We start from the raw sequence: 20,237 nt of genomic DNA, 5'->3' as shown, positions 1-20,237 counted from the left end.
AGACAGTCTTGTTGGGATAACGGTATGGATGGCGACAGCATTGCACGTTTGGCGTATCTGAGCTTGCTCGGCGCAGCGGTGGTGGCCTGGTTCATCTCTCAGAACCGGCAATCGCTGAACAAGACCCTGCAACAGATGATGGCCTGGGTGTTTATCTTTATTGGCGTGATAGCCGTTATCGGCTTGTGGGAAGACATACGGTCTTCGGTTGGCCCTGCCCCGCAGATGACCGTCACCGGCAACGCGATCGAGGTGCCTCGTGCCTATGATGGTCACTATTACCTTCCGGTTTTGGTGAATGGTGAGCCGATCAACTTTCTTGTCGACACCGGCGCCAGCCAGATCGTTCTCAGTGCCCGGGACGCAGAACGTGTAGGCATCGATCCCGATCAACTGAACTATTTCGGCCGCGCCCTGACCGCCAACGGCGAGGTGCGCACGGCGCCGGTGCGGCTTGACACCCTGACCGCAGGGCCCATTACCGACCAGAACGTATCGGCCTGGGTCAATGAGGGCGAGCTGGACAAGTCGCTTCTGGGGATGGAATATCTGCATCGTTTTTCGAGCGTCCAATTTGCAAATGGCAAGTTGATCTTGTCTCGTTGACGGCCCGGGCAGCTTGAGAACAAAAATAGAACATGCTAGTGTTCCGGCATGTCCACTCAGCTTCTTGGCCACAAAACTGCGCGTCAGGCACCGGGGGTAAAGCTCCATCCGCAGATCACCCTGGAACTGGGCCGCGTGCACGAGGCATGCGGCCCCGCCCGGTGCAGCTTTGCCATGTGGCTGGCCAGTCAGACGCAGGGGCCGGTCTTGTGGATTTCCCCCGCCTGGGAACCCGGCCAGCTGAACCCCGATGGGATGATGGCCTTTGCCGATCCGGCCCGGTTCATATTTGTTCATCCCACCCGTGCCGAAGATCTGCTGTGGTGCCTGGAGGAGGCGCTGCGCAGCGGGGCCATTCCGCTGATAATCGGCGACCTGCCCGGCGCACCGGGGCTCACGCCGATACGCCGGATGCATCTGGCTGCCGAACAGGGGGGTGCGATGGGGCGGGCTCCGCTTGGTTTGCTGCTGACACCCGGAGATGGCGGCGCGCAAGGGGTTGAAACGCGCTGGCACATGGCGGCCACCCATCGGGATGAGGCTCGGATCTGGGCTCTGACACGCCGCCGCGCCCGTGCCCTGCCCCCGGTCACATGGCAGGCCACCATGACCGCCGCTCGTGCCGGGTTGCATCTGGAACGGATCGAAACCGAAGACACACCGGCATAAAGCCACACGGATCACGCAAGAAGTGACTGGTCAAAACCCGGGCCGCGCCCTAGCGTCACGACATGAGCCATCCGATCCATGACAGCCGCTATTCCTGGCTTCGCCTTCTGATCACGCTCGCCATTGCAACAGTGGCGAATGTCGGCATGTGGGCCGTGATCGTGGTCATGCCCGCAGTTGAAACCGAATTCGGGGCCGGTCGTGCCGAAGCCTCGATGCCGTACACTCTGGCAATGATCGGTTTTGCCCTGGGCAACATGTGGCTGGGGCAGGTAGTGGACCGGCTGGGCGTCACCAGCGCCCTGATCGGAGCAGCCGTCTTAAGTGCGCTGAGCTACGTGCTGGCAACGCTGGCACCAAGCATAATGTTGCTATCCGCGGCACATCTCCTGCTGGGGCTGGGCACATCGATTGGGTTTGGCCCGCTGATCGCAGATATCTCACATTGGTTCATGAAACGGCGCGGCATTGCCGTCGCGTTGGTCGCCAGTGGGAATTACCTGTCCGGCGCCATCTGGCCCACCATGCTGTCCGGAATTCTGGCGCGGGATGGATGGCAACAGGTCTATCTGACGCTCGCCGTGCTGACGCTTGTCGTCGTCATTCCCCTGTCGCTGCTGCTACGCCGCAGGGTTCCGGTCGAGGCACACAGCACCGCCGCAGCATCCGCCAAAATCAATGCACGAAGTGTCGGTGTATCACCGCGCGCGCTGCAATATATTCTGGGCGTGGCCGGGATCGGTTGTTGTGTCGCCATGTCGATGCCACAGGTTCATATCGTCTCCTATTGCGTCGGGCTGGGATATGGGCCCGCGGTCGGGGCCGAGATGCTGTCACTGATGTTATTGGGTGGTGTTGTCAGCCGGATCATCTCGGGTTTGTTGGCAGATCGGCTGGGCGGGGTCCTGACGCTTTTGATCGGTTCGCTCCTGCAATGTATCGCCTTGTTCCTGTTCCTGCCCTACGATGGAATGGTGTCGCTTTATGCCATCAGTCTGCTCTTTGGTCTGGCACAGGGCGGCATCGTGCCCAGCTATGCGTTGATTGTCCGCGAATACATGCCGCCGCAAGAAGCTGGTGCGCGCGTCGGGTTCGTCATGATGATGACTATTCTTGGCATGGCACTCGGTGGCTGGATGTCAGGATGGATCTACGACCTCACCGGAAGCTACCAACTGGCGTTCGTGAATGGTATCCTTTGGAATGGTCTGAACATTGCGATCGTTCTGATGCTGCTCAGAAGATCCCGTCCCACACGGGAAAGCGTCATGGCATGACCCCTCTGACCCGTCGCAACCTGCTTGCCGGGCTGGCAACCCTGCCCCTGACCCGGGCGGCACAAGCCGCATTGCGGCCATACATCCTGTCGGATGAAGGCACCCGGGTCGGGTTCACCTTTGATCTTGCGGGGGTGACACAGTCAGGGACGATGCCGATCCGGACCGCCGATGTTCAGATTGACACAGGTCGGCTGCAGAACAGCCAGGTCACGGTGACACTGGACGTCAGCAAAGCCAAAACACGGCTGCCCTTTGCCCGTATGCCCATGCTCAGCCCCAGCGTTTTGGACGCGAAACAGCACCCAACGATCCGGTTTGTGTCAACAGACATACAACTGGGCGCGGAAGGGCGAATATCAGATGGCGCTCGGATCACGGGTGATCTGACGGTCCGCGGCGTGACCCGCCCGATCACATTGGAGGCCAATCTGTACCGGCAGGCGGGAAGTGCGGCAAACGATCTCAGCCGTCTGACCTTTGGTCTGAAGGGCGCCTTGAACCGGCACGACTTCGGAGCTTCGGGCTATCCTGACCTGGTTGATGACACTGTCGGCCTGGACATCCGCGCCGAGATCATACGCGCGACCTGATCGCCGAACGGCAAAAAACGACTCGCTAAAGTCGAATTGATGCGCGCATTGTGCGGCGACCCTGCCAATCTGAGACCACCATGCGCACGATCATTTCATTTGCCGCCCTGTTTCTTTCGGTCATTCTGCTTCAGCTTTCGACAGGAGGCGTCGGGCCACTCGATGCCATTTCCGGCATCACGCTGGATTTCACGACCGAACAGATCGGTCTTTTGGGGTCTTCGCACTTTCTGGGGTTTTTCATCGGCTGCTGGTGGGCGCCACGTCTGATGGGCAATGTCGGTCATTCACGCGCATTTGCAGTTTGCACCGCGTTAGGCGCGATGGGTCTCATCGGACATACGCTGACCGAAAACCCATATATCTGGGCCGCCCTTCGTGTGGCCTCGGGCACCTGCGTCGCAGGCGCATACACGGTGATCGAGGCATGGCTGAACGCGAAGGTCACCAATGAAACCCGAGGACGTGCAATGGGAACGTACCGGATCGCGGATATGGGCGCGTCCCTGTGCGCCCAGTTGATTATCGCCGTTCTGCCCCCGGCCTCTTACGTCTCGTACAACCTGCTGGCGATCCTGTGCTGTGCGTCACTTCTGCCGCTGACGCTGACCAAAGCAAGCCAACCCAAAACACCTGATGCGCCCCGCCTGAAACCCAAGCTGGCTTGGCGCAGCTCACCCTTGGCCGTGGCAGGCGTGATCGTGGCCGCGCTCAGTTCGGCCTCGTTCCGAATGGTGGGTCCGGTTTACGGGCAAGAGGTCGGACTGGGCGTCGATCAGATCGCATTCTTCCTGGCCTCTTTCGTACTGGGTGGAGCGCTTGCTCAATACCCTGTCGGCTGGCTGGCTGATAAATATGACCGGCGCTGGGTGCTGATCTGGCTGTCAGCTGCCGCGGTATTCAGCTGCGGCGTCACCATGGCGGCCAGCGGCACCGGAACGATCGGAGTCATGTCGGCGGCCGTGTTCTTTGGTCTGACAACCTTCCCGATCTTCTCGGTCTCTTCCGCCCACGCAAACGACTTTGCCACGTCCGAGGAACGGGTGGAACTCTCGGCTGCCCTGATGTTCTGGTTTGCCTTGGGGGCAATTGCATCGCCCTACATAACCTCGACCCTGATCCAGCAATTTGGCCCCGGTGCCCTTTTTGCCTTCGTGGCGTTCGGGCATGTCTTCCTGATCGTGTTTGGTCTAGCGCGGATGCGGTCTCGCCCCACCCCCGAGGAGCGCACGAATTATGTTTACGCCCCGCGCACCTCATTCACGATTGGTCGCCTTCTGAAACGATCACGGGAAGACTGAACAACCCAACGCCCCCGTTTTTGGATGTCTTTTGTGATCGCCCCGTCCTTTTCGGTCGGTTCGGTATGGAACAAGGAGAAGGCGCTGCCACTCGGAGTCGCAGCGTTGAGATCCCTCTGTTCACTTCAGTGGCATTTTACGTCTCCGGAACGCGATCCAGACCGTCGCGGCAGCACGATTTTCCTTCCCTTCGGGGTCTAAATCGACAAGCAAGTCAATGCCGGGCTTTTGCTGGGCGATCACATCATGTAGACGGGCGCGCAGACAGTTACGCGGAAACGGATCATGGCTCGGATTCTCATCACCTCGGCGATCCCCTACATCAACGGGATCAAACACCTCGGCAATCTGATCGGCTCGCAATTACCGGCTGATTTGTACGCACGTTACCAGCGTGGCCGGGGGAACGAGGTCATGTTCCTGTGCGCCACGGATGAACACGGCACACCCGCCGAGCTGGCCGCCGCCAAGGCTGGCAAGCCGGTGGCGGAATATTGCGCCGACATGTATGCGATTCAGGCCGATATCGCCAACCGGTTTGGTCTCAGCTTCGATCACTTCGGCCGCTCGTCCAGCGACCAGAACAAGCGCCTGACCCAGCATTTTGCGGGCAAGCTGGATGACGCGGGCCTGATCCGCGAAGTCAGCGAGAAACAGGTGTATTCCAACGCCGATGGCCGCTTTCTGCCTGACCGGTATATCGAAGGCACCTGCCCTAATTGCGGCTATGATCGCGCACGCGGCGACCAGTGCGAAAACTGCACCAAACAATTGGATCCGACGGACCTGATCGAGCCGCGCTCGGCCATTTCCGGATCCACCGATCTGGAAGTGCGCGAGACCACGCACCTGTATCTGCGTCAATCCGCGATGAAGGACAAGCTGGATGCGTGGATCGACAGCAAGACGGACTGGCCGGTCCTGACCACTTCGATTGCCAAGAAGTGGCTGCATGATGGCGACGGCTTGCAGGACCGTGGCATTACCCGCGATCTGGACTGGGGTGTACCGGTCAAGAAAGGCGATCAGGATTGGCCTGGGATGGAAGGCAAGGTCTTTTACGTCTGGTTCGACGCCCCCATCGAATACATCGCCTGCACCAAGGAATGGGCGGATGCCAACGGCAGGACCGATGCGGATTGGGAACGCTGGTGGCGCACCGACAGGGGCGCGGACGACGTGCGCTATGTCCAGTTCATGGGCAAGGACAACGTGCCGTTCCATACGCTGTCCTTCCCGGCCACCATCCTGGGCACCAACGCGCACAATGAAGAGACCGGATCACCCGAACGCTGGAAGCTGGTGGATTACATCAAGTCGTTCAACTATCTGAATTATGACGGCGGCCAGTTTTCGACCAGCCAGGGCCGTGGCGTGTTCATGGATCAGGCGCTGGACATTCTGCCTGCCGATTACTGGCGCTGGTGGCTGCTGAGCCATGCGCCCGAAAGCAGCGACAGCGAATTCACCTGGGAGAACTTCCAGCAATCGGTGAACAAGGACCTTGCAGACGTTCTGGGCAACTTTGTCAGCCGGATCACCAAATTCTGCCGCTCGAAATTTGGTGAGGCCGTGCCCGACGGTGGACAGTTCGGCCCGCGCGAGCAGGCCTTGATCGAAGAGCTCACCAAACGCGTCCGCGCCTATGAAGGCCACATGGAGGCGATGGAAGTTCGCAAATCCGCGCAGGAGCTACGGGCAATCTGGGTTGCAGGAAATGAATATCTACAGGCCGCAGCTCCGTGGTCCACGTTCAAGGAAGACCCCGAGCAGGCCGCCGCGCAGGTACGTCTTGGCCTGAACCTGATCCGGCTTTACGCCGTTCTCAGCGCGCCCTTCATCCCCGACACCTCGGCCCGTATGCTGAGCGCGATGAACACGCTGGATACCAGCTGGCCGGATGATGTCGCCACTGCGTTGAACGCTTTGCCGTCCGGCCACGACTTCACCGTGCCCGACGTTCTGTTCGCCAAAATAACGGATGAACAGCGTGAAGAATGGCAAGAGAAATTCGCTGGGACCCGCGACTGAACCATCCGATACCAAGAACCAGGGGGGGGCATTCCGGCCCCCTTCTCGCTCGGGCCCGATGACCACGCCAGGACCTAAGCCAGCATAAGTGCTGAAATTTTTGACATCGGCCCCGATCGACTCAAGATTCAACACGCTTGAGATATCGGCACAAAAAAGTCATCCTGAGACCAAGTTCCTCCGACTCGGGTCGCCCTGGCGACCGGGTCGGTATCTTTTGTTTCTGCATCGAACGAGGCTTTCGCCATGTCCCCAGCATTCATTTCGCCCAACAAGACCAGCAGGCATTTGGCCGCCGTATTCATGCTGATGTCCTTGGGTTTGGCGCATCCTGCGATCGCGCAAGAAGAAGGGGCACCGCCAAAGGTTTCCATAGCGGCGGCCTATACCGAGGAAATCACCGACGAGGCCACGTTCATCGGGCGCGCCGAGGCAATCAACAAGGTCGATATCGTGGCGCGCGTGAACGGGTTTCTCAACAGCCGCGAAGTCGAGGATGGAGTGACGGTAAAGGAAGGCGACCTGCTGTTTACCATCGAACCCGACCTGTATGAGGCCACGCTTGAGGCCCGAAAGGCCGATCTGAACCGGGCGGAAGCGAATCTTGAGCTGGCAAAGGTTGATCTGGCGCGTAAAGAAGAGCTTTACAAACGTGACGCGACGCCGGAATCGGAACGCGACATTGCCCGCGCCAATGAACTGGTCGCAGAGGCAGAGGTGAAAGCAGCCAAAGCTGCGATCCGGCAGGCCGAGCTTGACCTGAGTTATACGCAGATCCACGCACCATTTGATGGCCGTATCGGCAGGATCACCACAAGCGTCGGCGATGTTGTTGGCCCAAACAACCCTCCTCTGGTCAATATCGTCAGCGAGTCGCCGATCTACGTGAATTTCTCGTTGAACGAAAAGCTCTTTACCTCGGTTTTGCAGACCGTTGGCGAAAACTCAGCCTCTCTTGCGGATAGTCCGCAAAGCCCAAACGTCCATGTCAAACTGCCCAATGGAACAGAGTTGGATGAAACCGGCAGAATTGTATTCGTTGACAACCGTATCGACCCATTGACCGGGGCAATCACGATGCGGGCCCAATTCGACAATACGGACCGGCTGATCCTGGACGGCGCTTTCGTGAATGTGCAGATCGAAGCGCTTGAACCGACCTTGCAGGTTCTGGTGCCGCAAGCCGCCTTGCAGCGCGATCAGCGGGGCGATTTTGTCCTGGTGGTCAACGACAAGCAAATGGTTGAACAGCGCTACATCACAACAGGTGACACTTTTGATACTGCGATTATTGTGCTGGACGGGCTGCGTGAAGGTGAAAGCGTCATTGTCGAGGGCTTGCAGCGGGTCCGCCCCGGTGTCGCTGTTGACGCGGTCGTGGCCTCTGAGCAGCCGGGAGAGTAACAGATGTTCTCAGCCCTGTTCATAAGCCGCCCCAAGCTGGCGCTTGTCATCTCACTGGTGCTGACCATCATGGGCGGCATCGGGTACCTGGTACTGCCGGTCGCGCAGTTTCCGGATATCACACCGCCTGTGGTCAACGTCTCAACCACCTATACCGGTGCAAATGCCGAAACCGTTGAAAACACCGTTGCCGCGCCGATCGAAGCGCAGGTCAACGGTGTGGACGACATGATCTACATGACGTCCAGATCGTCGGACAACGGGTCCTATTCGCTGGATGTGACCTTTGAGGTGGGCACCGATCCTGACATCGCATCGGTCAACGTTCAAAACCGGGTGGCGCAGGCCATGTCGTCATTGCCAGCCGAGGTCACTTCGTCCGGCGTGGTGACACAGAAATCCTCGACCAACATGCTGATGTTGGTCACTCTGACCTCACCCGATGGGACCTATGACAGTGTGTTCCTGTCGAACTATGCCTCGATCAATCTGCGCGATGCGCTGGCGCGTGTGCAGGGCGTCGGCAAGGCCGATGTTCTGACCAACCTTGAATACGCCATGCGGATCTGGATGGACCCGGACAAGATGGCGGCGCTGTCCATCACACCGGGGGATGTCATCAATGCAATCCGGGAACAGAATATCGAAGTGTCTGCCGGTTCGATCGGTGCGCCACCCGTTCCCGAAGGGCAGACGTTTCAATACACGATCAAATCCAAAGGCCGCCTGACATCCGCAGAAGAATTCGGTGACATCGTGATCCGGACTGGCGATGCCGGTGCCATCGTCCGTGTCAAAGACATCGCTCGTGTTGAGCTTGGCGCAGAATATTATGCGGCTTCGGGCTATTTTCAGGCGGTTCCTGCCACGGTCATCGGCATCTATCAGGCCCCCGGTGCAAACGCTTTGGCGGTTTCGGAACGTGTGCAGGCGGAATTGGCGCGGCTGTCCCGCGCCTTTCCGACGGATGTCGAATATGATGTCCCCTTCAACACGACCGACTTTGTCGAGGCGTCTTTGAACGATGTGGTCTCGACCCTGATCCTGACCTTCATTCTGGTTATTTCGGTTGTGTTCGTGTTCCTTGGAAGTTGGCGCGCAACGATCATTCCGGCGGTGGCAATCCCGGTATCCCTGATCGGTACTTTTGCCTTCCTGCTGGCGTTTGGGATGTCGCTGAACACCATCTCGCTGTTCGCCTTGGTGCTGGCCATCGGTATCGTGGTGGATGACGCCATCGTCGTCGTCGAAAACGTGGAGCGCATCATTGCCGATGAAGGGTTGCCCCCTGCTGAAGCCACCCGTAAAGCCATGGGCCAGATCACGGGGCCGGTCATCGCGACCACACTGGTTCTTTTGGCGGTGTTCGTGCCGGTCACGTTCATGCCCGGCATCTCGGGGCGGCTGTATTCCCAATTTGCCATAACGATCTCGACCGCTGTCGTAATCTCTTCCATCAACGCCCTGACCCTTTCGCCCGCCCTGTGCGGCTTAGTTCTTCGTCCCCGGTCCGGCCCTCCCAAAGGGGTGCTTGCGATGTTCGAAAACTTCATCGGCACCGTGCGCAACGGCTATGTGGCCATTGTACGAAAGCTGTTGGTTTTTCCGGCCATTGCGCTGGCCATCGTGGTTGGGCTTGGCATGGGAACCGGAACAATCATGTCCAACACCTCGGCCGGGTTTATTCCGCTTGAAGACAACGGGTATCTGTTCGTTGATGTTCAGTTGCCTGATGCCGCAACGTTGGAACGGACCGAGGCAGTAACTGCTCGTCTTGACGAACAGATAAGTGAAATCCCGGGCGTCGCGAGCACGGTTCTTGTCAACGGCTTTTCGATGCTGAACGGCACGATCACCAACGGCGCTGCGATTTTCGTCAACCTCGAAAACTGGAGCGAACGGCAGGAAGAGGATCTGAGCGCGGACGCCATTCTGGCCAAAGTACTGGCGATCGCGAACGGTGAATCAGCAGCTTCGGTCCTTGCTTTCAACCCACCGCCCATCCAGGGCCTTGGCATGTCCGCCGGTGTCGAGATGGAAGTTCAGCAAACCGGTGGTGGCACTCCGCAGGATCTGGCCTCGGCCGTGGGTTCGTTCGTGTATTCGGCCAATCAGAGGCCCGAGATTGGGCAGGCCTATACGACCTTCCGCGCCAACGTCCCACAGCTGTTCGTTGATCTGGACCGCGAAAAAGCCAAAACGCTGAATGTCTCGGTCGCCGAGATATTTCAGACCATGCAGGCGCAGCTGGGATCTTACTATGTCAATGACTTCAACCTGTTCGGCCGTGTCTATCGCGTGATGATTCAGGCCGATGGGACCTATCGGGACAATGTCGAAGATATCGCGAACCTCTACGTCCGTTCTCAAAACGGAGACATGGTGCCGCTGGGGACACTGATCGACGTTGAAAACGTGCTGGGTCCGGTTCTGCTGAAGCGCCACAACCTGTTCCGGTCGGCCACGGTGACGGCGGTCCCTGCACCCGGCTTGTCCAGCGGCGATGCAATCAACGTGATGACCGAAGAATCCGCGACCGCCCTGCCCCCGGGCTATGCGTTCGAATGGACAGGGACAGCGCAGCAGCAGCTGGCCTCGGGAAGTCTGGTGATCATCATCCTCGGGCTTGCCATCCTGTTCGGTTACTTGTTCCTGGTGGGTCAGTATGAAAGTTGGACGCTACCTGTTTCAATCCTGCTTTCCGTTGTCGTTGCCTTGTTTGGGGCCGTGGCGGCGGTGGCCATCGTTGGCAGTGACATCAACCTCTATACGCAGATCGGTATGATCATGCTTGTCGGGCTGGCCTCGAAAAACGGTATTCTGATCGTCGAGTTCGCCATGGAGCAACGCGCCAAGGGGCTGTCCATCAAAGAGGCCGCAGCAGAGGCGGCATATCAGCGTTTCCGCGCTGTGATGATGACTGCGCTGTCCTTCCTACTTGGCGTTGTCCCCCTGCTGGCCGCCAATGGAGCCGGTGCCGCCAGCCAGAAAGCGATTGGTGTCGCGGTATTTGGCGGGATGCTGGCCGCAACGCTGGTTGGTGTGATCGTGGTACCCGTGCTCTATGCCCTGATGCAAGGCATGCGGGAATGGTTGAAGGGCAACAAGAGCGACCCCGACCCTACGGAAAAAGCCGCCTGAACACCGAAAGCCCCATCTGAACTGATGGGGCTTTTTTGCAATTCCGCTACTAGGATTCAGGCGTTTTCAGGCTATCCCTTATCCTCGGACCGTTCAGACATCCATTGATCGATCCGCGCAATCTGCTCGGCACTCAGCCGCAAGCCCAGCTTGTTGCGGCGCCAAACCACATCTTCGGCCGAGCGGGCATATTCCTTGTTCATCAGCCACGCGACCTCTTTCGCTGTCAGGGTTGCGCCAAACTCCTCTCCCAGATCGGATACCTGTTTTGCATCATCCAAAACATCCCTTGCTTCAGTCCCGTAAGCTCTGATCAGGCGGGCAGCCCAGCTTTCGGTCAAAAAAGGATAGGCCGCCATAAGATCGCTTTTCAGGGTTTCGACAGCATCCACCGGAAAATCACCCCCCGGCAGTGCGACACCTGCGGTCCAGGGGCCGGGCAGGTTCGGAAAATACTCACCGACCTTCTCAAGCGCGCTTTCTGCAAGCCTGCGATAGGTCGTGATCTTGCCGCCGAATACATTCAAAACAGGCGCCCCGCCCTGCGCATCGACTTTCAACGTGTAATCCCGCGTTGCCGCAGTGGCACTGCTTGCTCCGTCATCATATAGAGGCCGCACGCCGGAATAGGTCCACACGACATCGTCGCGCGTTATGCTTTTTTTGAAGTACTTTGATGCAAAGGCGCACAGGTAATCCTGCTCGGCCTCTGTGCAGACCGGTTTGGTCGACGGGTCCGGATGATCCTGATCCGTTGTCCCAATCAAGGTAAAGTCCTGCTCGTATGGTATGGCGAAAATGATGCGGCCATCTTCGCCCTGGAAAAAATAGCATTTGTCGTGATCGTAAAGCCTGGGCGTCACGATATGACTGCCCCGCACAAGCCGCACGCCCTCGCGAGAGTTCACGCGGATCTTGGATTGAATAATGTCGCCCACCCAGGGCCCACCTGCATTGATCAGCATCTTGGCCCGGACCAAACGGGTCTCACCGCTGACCCGATCCCGAACGGACACTTCCCAAAGATCGCCGACCCGCTCGGCCGAGGTCACTTCGGTTCGGACCATGATCTGCGCGCCGCGCGACTCGGCGTCACGCGCATTCAGGACCACCAATCGCGAGTCTTCGATCCAGCAGTCGGAATATTCATAAGCCGTTTCGAACTTGTCCTGCAACGGGGCCCCCTCGGGCGCTGACCGCAGGTTCAATGACGTCGTGCCCGGCAGGATTTTGCGCCCGCCCAGATTGTCATACATGAACAGGCCCAACCGGATCAGCCAGGCCGGACGCCGCCCGCGCATCCACGGCATGACCGTGCTGAGCAACCGCGAGGTCGGCGTTTCGGAATCAAACCGCATATCCTTGTGGTAGGGCAGCACAAAACGCATGGGCCAGCTGATATGCGGCATCGCGCGCAGCAGGGTTTCACGCTCGATCAGGGCCTCACGCACCAGGCGAAATTCAAAATACTCAAGATACCGCAATCCGCCGTGAAACAACTTGGTCGAGGCAGAGGACGTGGCAGAAGCGAGATCGTTCATCTCGACCAGCGTCACCGAAAGACCCCGCCCGGCGGCGTCCCGCGCTATTCCACAGCCATTGATCCCGCCGCCGATGATGAAAAGGTCTGTGATCTGGTTGTCCGTTGACTGCATATCCATTGATTCCCTGCCTGACACGGTTGCGGGCATTAGCCAGAATGACCTTCGCTTCGTCAATGTTTATGTTCGTTTTTTTTCTTTTTGCAACACTGGTATGAATTTTCAGCAAGTTGGCTTGCCAAAATCGACAAAAAGAACAAAAACGAAAATCAATCCTCTACACCGGAACTGCCCATGTCCTTGTCCTTTCGCCAATCCGACATTCTGGAAATCGCCAGCACCGATGGGCGCGTTACCGTCGAGGGGCTGGCTGAACGCTTTGGCGTCACCGTTCAGACGATCCGGCGCGACCTGACCGAGCTTGCAGATGCGGGCAAGCTGGACCGGGTTCACGGGGGCGCTGTTCTCCGCTCGGGTGTTTCAAATATCGGATACGAGGACCGCCGCGCGCTGAACGCGGACGCCAAGACCCGCATCGCTCAAACCTGCGCGGCTGATATCCCGGATGGCGCATCAATTTTCATGAACATCGGAACCTCGACCGAGGCCGTGGCAAGGCAGTTGCTGAACCACAAGAACCTGCTGGTGGTGACCAACAACATGAACGTTGCAAACATTCTTGTCGAAAACCCGGACTGCGAAATCATCATGGCCGGCGGCGTTTTGCGTCGGACAGACGGGGGGCTGATCGGCAACCTGACCGTATCAGCCATCCGACAGTTCAAATTCGACATCGCCGTCATAGGATGTTCGGCGCTGGACGCGGATGGCGATCTTTTGGACTTCGACTTTCAGGAGGTTCAGGTCAGCCAGGCCATCATCGAGAAGGCGCGCCGAACTTTTCTGGTTGCCGATCATTCAAAGTTTCAACGCTCGGCCCCGGCGCGGATAGGATCAATTGCCGAACTTGACACGGTGTATAGCGACCTGCCCCTGCCCGGCAAGCTGCCAGAGCATTGTCGCGAGTGGCAGACTGATGTCGTCATCTGCGACTAGAGGCGGGCAAATAACAACGTCCGGGCGAGTTGCGCGGCTTGCCAGATCGAACTTGGCCTGACACTATCCTTCATACAAGAATTTGTGCACGGGAGGGGAGGACCGGGCCATGATTGCGCTTTTATTTTCGTTGTTTATCGCCACGATGGGGCTGAACTATTTCAAGTTGACCAAAGCTGGCAACGCCTTGTTTTTCGTCACATTGGCCATGTGTATCTACTGGTTGAAATTCCACGCCACCACACCGCTTACAATTCAACTCTGAGGGGCTTGCCATGACACCTGAACTGTCCCGCACCCTCAACGCGATCGGTATGCTTGCCGTCTGCCTTGTACTGGCGTTGGCGTTTTTCTATCAGCTTGTCCTCTATGAACTGCCCTGCCCGCTTTGCCTGCTGCAACGTGTTGGGTTCGTTGCCGTCGGTGTGGGGCTTGGATTAAACCTGCTCTACGGTCCACGGCCGCAACACTATGCCATCGTGCTGATTGCCGCCTTGTATGGCGGCACTGTATCGATCCGCCAAATTCTTCTGCATATCGTACCCGGCACCGGGCACTACGGCTCTCCGGTTTTGGGTCTGCACTACTATACCTGGGCCGGGATCGCCTTTTTCCTTGTGTTGCTGGGCACGTCGATCATGCTGTTATTTGATCGCCAATACGCCGACCCTTCTGGTCAGGAACCAAGGTTCGGAGGAAATGCTCTGGCAAAGATCGCGTTTTTCGTCATGCTGGCTTTGGCGGTGCTGAACGCGGGTTCGACCTTGCTGGAATGCGGGCCGGGTATCTGCGCTGACCCGCCGACAAGCTACAAGTTGATTGACGAATTGGACGCCGGCAACTGAAGATACCGTAACCTTCCCGAAAAGGAGGAGCGAGCATGGGACTACTGGGACAGCCGCTTGGCTATTATGACTATCTGACTTTCGTGGCATTGATCCTGCTTCTGGCGGCTGTGATGGCGTTGTTTCTTTTTCTCATGGGTCTTCCGGGTCGGATCGCCATCAAGCGCAACCATCCCCATGCCGAGGCCGTAAAGATCATGGGCTGGATGGGATTTCTGGCCGTGGTGCCCTGGGTCCATGCCTTTATGTGGGCGTTCCATGATGGCGTTACGGTCGACATTCGCCGTGGCCCTGACGAGGAAAAAGACGCCATTCGTGATGAAATCAAACGTCTGGGTGGCAATGTCCGACCTGAATATCAAGGTCGTCTGGACACAGACGATCCGCAGCAAAGCTAAGGCCAGAGGAAGTCACAAAACATGTTCGTCGCCCTTGGCATCACGTTATTTTACATCATTTTCGTCTGGCTTATTTTCTTCAAGCTGGAACTGCTGAAATTCAACATCGCCTGGGGCATCGTATCCTTTTGGGTTGGCGCGCACCTGTTGCTGATTTTTCTGGTCGCATTGCGGTTCTTTCAACCCTTCTCGGCCGACAGCCACGTGGTGCGTTCGACCATACAGATCATTCCCAAACTGACACAGCCGACGATCCTGACCGAAGTTCTTGTGGAACCGAACACACCTGTCACCAAGGGCGATCCACTCTACCGCTTTGATGACACGGTGTTTTCACTGGCGGTGGACAATGCGCAGGCGCAATTGGTCGCCGCTGAACAGAATTCCAAGATTCTGGAACAGGATGTGATCGCGTCGACCGAAGCTGTTGAACGCGCAAACGCGCAGCTGGCCTATGCGCAGACTCAGCAAGCCCGGTATGAAACTCTTGTGCCCGCCGGTGGAGCGCGGCAAGACGAACTGGACCGCTGGAACGAGCAGGTGACCGAAGACCTTGCTGCCGTCAAACAGGCCGAAGCAAATCTGGAAAAGGCGCAATTGGCTGTGGAGTCCCAGATTGACGGTGTTAACACGGGTATTCTCCAGGCAAGGGCGCAGTTGGCCGAGGCTGAGTATTTTCTTGAAAACACAACGATCTACGCGCCTGAAAACGGCATGATCGTATCGCAGCAAGCCCGCCCCGGGCTGGTCGTCGGCGATGTTCGACTGGGCGCGATAGCCAGTTTCGTGACCGAGGACAGCCCCTATCTTCTTGCGACCTTTCGCCAGCAGAATCTGAAATTCGTGGAACCGGGGCAAGAGGTCGAAGTGGCGCTGGATCTTTACCCGGGCGAAATCCTCACGGGCAAGGTCGAGGCGATCTGGTGGGCCACACGCCAAGGGCAACTGATCCCTTCAGGCCGCCTGCCCGGCTTTGAACTGCCGAAACTGCCCGGTCGAATTGCCGTGCAGATCACCGTCGATATCCCGGAAGGGCACACTTTCCCGGCTGGCGGCCACGCCGCAGTGGCGATCTACACCGGCATGGGCAAAAGCTTTGAGTTCCTGAGACGCATCAACATCCGTCTCTATTCCTTCGCCAACTTCATTCGACCGCTGGATATCTGAGGATGCGCGCCATGACACTTAGCCGGTTGATGGGAACTGCACTTTGCGCCGCCACTTTCGCGGCCTGCACGCCCGTGGGGCCCGATTTCGTGCGCCCGAACTCTCCGGTCGTCAAGCAGTGGATCGAGGTAAACAGCCCCAGCGTCGGTCAAAGCGGCCTGACATCGCGCAGCGCACCCGTGGTCAAATGGTGGGAGACATTCAATGACCCGACCCTCAACCGGCTGATTGCCGAAGCTTATGCTCAGAACCTGACGCTTCAGGTCGCGGGCGCGCGGGTGCTGCAAGCGCGGGCACAGCTGGGGATCGCTTTCGGCGAATTGTACCCGCAATCCCAGGCCATAGGCGCGTCTTTGCAGCGGCGGCAAATCAGCGACAACCTTGGGCCTGTTGCCGATATCAACCGGATCATCCCCCTGGATACCGAATTCTCGACGTCTCAGGTTGGGTTCGACGCCCAGTGGGAGCTGGATGTCTGGGGCGCACAACGGCGCGGTGTGCAGGCGGCGCGGTCGAATCTGGCTTTGCAGGTCGCAAACTATGATGACGCATTGGTGACACTGACCGGCGACGTGGCCGCGCTCTACGTCAATATCCGTGCGCTGCAGGAATCGTTGGCGGTCGCCCGGGAAAACATCAAAATGCAGCAGGAATCAGCGGACCTGACCCAGCTGCGGTTCAACAACGGGGTCACGACCGAACTGGACGTTCAGGAATCCACTGCCCTGCTTAACAATACCAAAGCCTTGGTGCCCGAGTTGGAAAGCGACCTGCAACAGACCAAGAATGCGCTGGCCGTGCTGCTAGGGGCCACGCCGTCCCGGATGACCAACCTGCTGGGGAATTCCGGCCGTATCCCGTCAGCGCGAACAAATGTGGCCGTTGGGGTGCCAGCAGAATTGCTGCGCCGCCGCCCGGATGTCCGCGCGGCGGAACTGGCCGCTGCGACTCAATCCGCGCAGGTGGGTATCGCAATGGCTGACCTGTATCCTCAGTTCGTGCTGTCAGGCGCGATCGGTTTACAGGCTTCGGGCGGGCGCGATCTGTTCAGCGGCAACAGCACCACCGGTCTGGCCAGTGCCGGCGTGGTCTGGAACGTGCTCAACTATGGCCGCATCAAAAACAATGTCCGTGCGCAGGATGCGGCATATCAAGCGCTGATTGCCAATTATCAGAATACCGTTCTGACCGCGTATTCCGAGGTGGAAAGTGCGATGGTCGCCTATGCGCAAGCACGCAAACAGGTTGGGTTCTATCAGAAAAGCGTCGAAGCTTCGCGCAAGGCCGCAGATATCGCCGTAAGCCAGTACAGGGATGGAATCGCCAGCTATTCTCGCATTCTGAACACGCAGACCGCGCTTTTGCGGTCGCAGGCAAACCTGATCGAAGCGCGGCAGCAGGTGTCCAGCAATCTGGTTGCCGTTTACAAGGGTCTGGGCGGCGGATGGCAGATCCGGCAAAACCAGGAATTCCTGCCTGAAACCGTGCTGGCGGAAATGGCCTATCGAACCGATTGGGGCGATCTGCTTGAAAAAACCCCAACCCGGGCCAACCTGAACTAGGCGCTACTTGGTCAAACCGCGCAGCCCACCCGAGATCAATATATTGACCTCGTAAAGGATGCGGGGGGCGGCCAGCCCGCCGGGGCTGGCCAGATAGTTGGGGCTCCATTCCGGATCGAATTTCTGTTTGAAGGCGCGCAAACCTTCGAAATGATAGAATTGCTCGCCATGCTCATAGACAAAGCCGCCGATGCGGTTCCAAAGTGATGCAAGCTGACGGTTTTCGATGCCTGAGAACGGCGCCGCACCCAATGAGAACCAGTGGAACCCCTGTTGCGATCCCCAGTTCATCATCTCGGCAAAAAGCGCATCCATGACAAAGCTCGGGCTGTCAGGCTCATAGCGCATCAAATCCAGTGACAGCTCGGATTTGTTGCCGCCCTGAAACAGGTTGGCGAAGGCCATGATCTTGCCGGTCTTACCGTCACGCAGAACCGCATGATCGAAATATGACAGGTACTGATCGTCAAAGCCCCCCAACGCAAAGCCCTTTTCGGCACCCGCCTTTTGCGCCAGCCAATGGTCTGAAATCGCGCGCAGTTCCGGCAATACCGGGGCCAGGTTCTCTTTCGGGATGATCTCGAATACATAGCCCTCCCTCTCGGCCCGGTTTCTGGCCTGTCTGAACCGCTTGCGCGACTTTCCGTCCAGCGAGAAATCCCTGAGTGGCACCCGCGCGACCTCGCCGATCTTCAGGATCGACAGGCCCAGATCCAGAAATGTCGGCAGGTACTTGGTTGAAACACTGTAGAAGGCACACAGTTTTCCTTCTCGGTCCGCCAATTCCCTGAGTTGCCAGATCAATTGCCGCCCCGCCGTTTCATCGCCAACCGGCTCTCCCTTCGAGATCAGAGCGTTGCCCGTGTCTGCATAGGCAATAAATGCGGTCTCATCCGGTGAGATGAGGAACTGCTTGTCACCGGTAAGCGAGATTTGGGATTCGGTGTCCTCGCACTCCATCACAAGCCGTTCAACGACCTCGGGGATTTCCGTGCGCACAGGCGTCGGAATATCTCGCCCGAACAGAGAGTTCACGGCCACGACGCCCACGATCACCGCCACGATGAGGCTGGAGCGCAAAAAGCGCGAAGCGTCACCGTTCCAGGCAAATTCCCACCACAGGGCGTTCTGGTACTCGACATGGGAATAGGCGAACAATCCGATCCAGAATATCACCGCCAGCAGCGCCACGACACTGACCAACCAAGGAATATTCAGCCTGAAGATCGACGCGCCACTGACCCGGTAAAACGCCCCGCGGAACATCGCCAGAAGGCCAATCGTGCCCAGCATCGACAGCGCTTCGTGAGTGTCCAGCCCCTTTGCCAGCGAGGCAAAGAACCCGGCCACCATCAACAGCATGGCCACCACCCATGCGCGGTAGAGCTTTCGAAACAAACCGCGGGACACCAGCAAAAGCAGCACGCCGACAGCACTGCCGGCAAGGTGCGATGCCTCGACAAACGACAGCGGCAAGACCTCTCTCAGAACGCCAAGGTTCTGCGTGCCCGCTGGCAATGCGCCGGATATCAGCAGGACCACCCCTGCCACGGCCGCAACCCCGGCTGCCACCATCGGAACAATGGGGCGGATAACCCGATAGACCCATGTTGCGGCGCCGCCGATCCTGTGCCTTTGCGTCAGTGCGGACGCGATCGCAATGGACACGCTGGCGATACCGAACGGCAAGAAGGTGTAAACGACGCGATACAGCAACAAGGCTGCGATCACATCCGAACGTCCCGACGCTCCAAGCCCCGCGATCAGCGTGGCTTCGAATACCCCAAGCCCGCCCGGCGCGTGGCTGAGGATTCCAACGGCAATGGCGGCGATGTAGATCGTGAAGAAATAGGGATAGCCAACGCCCAGATCGTCCGGCATCAGGACATAGAGCGCCATGGACGCGCCAACCAGATCTCCGATGGCGGCCAGTGTCAGAAGGCTGGCCAGTTTGCCACCCGGCAAGTCAAACCCGATACCTGCGACGGCCAACCGCCTGCCGCCGCTGGACAACCATATGAACATCGCGACCAATGCCCCCAAAAGGCACAGCCCGATGGCGGTTTCCACCGTTTCGCTGACAGGCATCACTTTCGAGATCCCATCCGGATGCACGGTCAGCAACACACCCAGAACCAGAACAAGCCCCATCCAGAACGCGACCCAGGATGTCGCGATAACCCCGGCCACCCGCCCCAGATCCAAGCCCAGCGACGCATATATCCGATACCGGATCGCCGTTCCGGTAATGTAGGAAAAACCCAGACAGTTCGACACGGCATAGCCGCTGGCCCCTGCCATTCCGGCAACAGGCAATGGCACTTTGCCGCCCGCCACGCTTTGCACGGCAAACACATCATAGAGCGACAGCGACAGGAAACTGAACGCGGTCCAGCACAATGCGAAAAACATCAGTTTCCACGACGTCGTTGCGATATCGGTCTGGACATCTGACCATTTCACATGCGCCGACAAATCATGCAGAACCGTCAGCGCGATCCCGGTCACGAGAACCGGTATTGCAATCCGCAGCCACGGTTTTTCCAACATGGCCGTAAGCTTTTCGGCCCAGTGTACGGCCAGAGGTTCACCGTCACTTTCCGCATTAGTCATGCTGCACGTCCCCGCCAGTTTCTGATCGCAGAT

16 protein-coding genes are annotated in these 20,237 nt (G+C 58.3%); 14 read left to right on the top strand and 2 right to left on the bottom strand.

Going from position 1 to position 20,237, the window contains the following annotated elements; translation table 11 throughout:
• The first annotated feature begins 24 nt into the window (after positions 1-24).
• From ACR0I0_RS02095 to ACR0I0_RS02060, 8 genes are all read left to right on the top strand, one after another.
• Positions 25-606 (top strand): retropepsin-like aspartic protease family protein, encoded by a 582-nt coding sequence (locus tag ACR0I0_RS02095; RefSeq protein ID WP_171632981.1) that lies wholly within the window; start codon positions 25-27, stop codon positions 604-606.
• Between the two features lie 48 nt (positions 607-654).
• Positions 655-1,275, top strand: coding sequence for an ImuA family protein (locus ACR0I0_RS02090; protein WP_480490006.1), 621 nt, complete (start codon positions 655-657; stop codon positions 1,273-1,275).
• A 62-nt stretch (positions 1,276-1,337) separates the two neighbouring features.
• Positions 1,338-2,552: an MFS transporter gene (locus ACR0I0_RS02085; RefSeq protein WP_480490004.1), complete on the top strand. Its 1,215-nt coding sequence runs from the start codon at positions 1,338-1,340 to the stop codon at positions 2,550-2,552.
• A complete protein-coding gene (locus ACR0I0_RS02080) occupies positions 2,549-3,145 on the top strand; it encodes a YceI family protein (protein WP_480490002.1) in 597 nt (198 codons plus the stop codon). The genes ACR0I0_RS02085 and ACR0I0_RS02080 overlap by 4 nt, the downstream gene beginning before the upstream one ends.
• A gap of 80 nt (positions 3,146-3,225) precedes the next feature.
• The gene (locus ACR0I0_RS02075) at positions 3,226-4,446 is read left to right on the top strand and encodes an MFS transporter (RefSeq protein ID WP_171632989.1); all 1,221 of its coding nucleotides are present in this window, start codon (positions 3,226-3,228) and stop codon (positions 4,444-4,446) included.
• Positions 4,447-4,731: 285 nt separating this feature from the next.
• Entirely contained in the window at positions 4,732-6,477 is a 1,746-nt protein-coding gene (gene metG, locus ACR0I0_RS02070; protein WP_480490000.1) for a methionine--tRNA ligase, read from the top strand.
• Between the two features lie 303 nt (positions 6,478-6,780).
• Positions 6,781-7,881 carry an efflux RND transporter periplasmic adaptor subunit gene (locus ACR0I0_RS02065; protein ID WP_480490746.1) on the top strand — a complete coding sequence of 367 codons (1,101 nt, stop codon included), beginning with the start codon at positions 6,781-6,783 and terminating at the stop codon, positions 7,879-7,881.
• A 3-nt stretch (positions 7,882-7,884) separates the two neighbouring features.
• Positions 7,885-11,022: an efflux RND transporter permease subunit gene (locus ACR0I0_RS02060; RefSeq protein ID WP_480489998.1), complete on the top strand. Its 3,138-nt coding sequence runs from the start codon at positions 7,885-7,887 to the stop codon at positions 11,020-11,022.
• Between the two features lie 71 nt (positions 11,023-11,093).
• Here the strand turns inward: ACR0I0_RS02060 and glpD are convergent, their stop codons facing one another.
• Positions 11,094-12,683: a glycerol-3-phosphate dehydrogenase gene (glpD, locus tag ACR0I0_RS02055; protein WP_480489996.1), complete on the bottom strand. Its 1,590-nt coding sequence runs from the start codon at positions 12,681-12,683 to the stop codon at positions 11,094-11,096.
• 174 nt (positions 12,684-12,857) lie between these two features.
• Here glpD and ACR0I0_RS02050 point away from each other — a divergent pair, with 174 nt between their 5' ends.
• From ACR0I0_RS02050 to ACR0I0_RS02025, 6 genes are all read left to right on the top strand, one after another.
• Positions 12,858-13,619 carry a DeoR/GlpR family DNA-binding transcription regulator gene (locus ACR0I0_RS02050; protein ID WP_171633000.1) on the top strand — a complete coding sequence of 254 codons (762 nt, stop codon included), beginning with the start codon at positions 12,858-12,860 and terminating at the stop codon, positions 13,617-13,619.
• Positions 13,620-13,728: 109 nt separating this feature from the next.
• Entirely contained in the window at positions 13,729-13,884 is a 156-nt protein-coding gene (locus tag ACR0I0_RS02045) for a DUF5993 family protein (protein ID WP_171116330.1), read from the top strand.
• Positions 13,885-13,894: 10 nt separating this feature from the next.
• Positions 13,895-14,464: a disulfide bond formation protein B gene (locus ACR0I0_RS02040; protein WP_152457736.1), complete on the top strand. Its 570-nt coding sequence runs from the start codon at positions 13,895-13,897 to the stop codon at positions 14,462-14,464.
• Positions 14,465-14,499: 35 nt separating this feature from the next.
• Positions 14,500-14,862: a DUF3302 domain-containing protein gene (locus tag ACR0I0_RS02035; RefSeq protein ID WP_210092240.1), complete on the top strand. Its 363-nt coding sequence runs from the start codon at positions 14,500-14,502 to the stop codon at positions 14,860-14,862.
• Positions 14,863-14,883: 21 nt separating this feature from the next.
• Positions 14,884-16,029: an HlyD family secretion protein gene (locus tag ACR0I0_RS02030; RefSeq protein WP_171633005.1), complete on the top strand. Its 1,146-nt coding sequence runs from the start codon at positions 14,884-14,886 to the stop codon at positions 16,027-16,029.
• 11 nt (positions 16,030-16,040) lie between these two features.
• On the top strand, positions 16,041-17,591 hold the full coding sequence (locus tag ACR0I0_RS02025; RefSeq protein ID WP_480489993.1) for an efflux transporter outer membrane subunit: 1,551 nt from the start codon (positions 16,041-16,043) through the stop codon (positions 17,589-17,591).
• 3 nt (positions 17,592-17,594) lie between these two features.
• Here ACR0I0_RS02025 and mprF read toward each other — a convergent pair whose 3' ends face one another.
• Positions 17,595-20,204 carry a bifunctional lysylphosphatidylglycerol flippase/synthetase MprF gene (gene mprF / locus ACR0I0_RS02020; protein WP_480489991.1) on the bottom strand — a complete coding sequence of 870 codons (2,610 nt, stop codon included), beginning with the start codon at positions 20,202-20,204 and terminating at the stop codon, positions 17,595-17,597.
• Between the last annotated feature and the right edge of the window lie 33 nt (positions 20,205-20,237).

Source organism: Ruegeria sp. AG6 (assembly GCF_056541565.1).
This window is presented reverse-complemented; position numbering and strand designations above follow the sequence as displayed.